1 pseudogene is annotated in these 999 nt (G+C 79.3%); it reads right to left on the minus strand.

The annotated features are described in order from the left end of the window. Positions 1 to 999 (minus strand): annotated as a pseudogene (locus D7X74_RS44750) (hypothetical protein); the annotation flags it as partial.

Consider the following 999-nt stretch of genomic DNA (forward strand, 5'->3'; position numbering starts at 1 on the left):
GCTTCCATGCGGGACACTCCCGGGGCGGGTGACTCGGAGGCGGCGGCGAAGGCCGGAGTCTCCAACGGGGGAAGGAAGGACGCGTCTGAATCGTGCGACAGGGCCGGCGCGGCGTCGCGGCGCGGAAGGCCCGAGGAAACCGGAGCCTGCGCGGGCGCTTCCATGCGCGGGAGGCCCGACGCGGCCGGAGTCTGGGCGGAAGCCTCCATCCGAGGAAGACCGGAGGCAGCCTGGGCCTGCGCGGGGGCGGCTTCGCGACGGGGCAGACCGGGCGCCGGCACGGGACGCGCGCCATGGGCCTCCGTCCCGTAGGCCGGCGTGGGCACGGAGCCTGGACGGGGCTCCGCGTTCACCGGGGCCTGCGCCGCGCGAGGCACGGCGACGCCAGGATTCTGGAAGCCCGCATCCGACAGGGCGGCCGTGGGCGCGGCGCGCGGCGGGGCGCTCGCGGCCTGTGGGGCCGCATTCGGCGGCTGCACGGCAGCGGGGCGCGGCGGGAGCACGGCACCGGACGGTGCGTGCGCGGAAGGCTGCGCGGCGCGCGGAGGCACGGGCGCGGCGGCAGCGGGCGTGGCCACGCGGGGAGCCGCGGCGCGCTCAGGCTGCGCGGGAGCCCGGATCTGGCCTTCCGCAGGCGGCGCGGAGGCGCGAGCCGTTGCATCGGCCTGCGGTCCGGAGGCCCGCGCGGCCGCGTCCATCGGCGGAGCAGGTGCACGCTGCGCCGCGCGAACGCCGGCCTCGGCCTGCGGCGCCGGGGCACGCACGTTCCCATCAGCCTGGGGCGCGGCGGCACGCACTGTCGCATCGGGATGCGGCGTGACGGTTCGCGCGGGCGCGGCGGAACGCACCGTCGCATCGGCCTGGGGTGCGGCGGAACGCACCGTCGCATCCGCCGGTGACGCGGACGCGCGCACCGTCGGTCCATCCGTCACGGGCACGGGAGCGCGGGGCGCGGCGGCACGCGGCGGCTGCGCGGCCGGAGCCTGCGGAGGCGCAGCG

Origin of the sequence: Corallococcus sp. CA047B, assembly GCF_003612065.1 — a bacterium.
In the GTDB taxonomy this organism is placed as follows: Bacteria; Myxococcota; Myxococcia; order Myxococcales; family Myxococcaceae; genus Corallococcus; species Corallococcus praedator.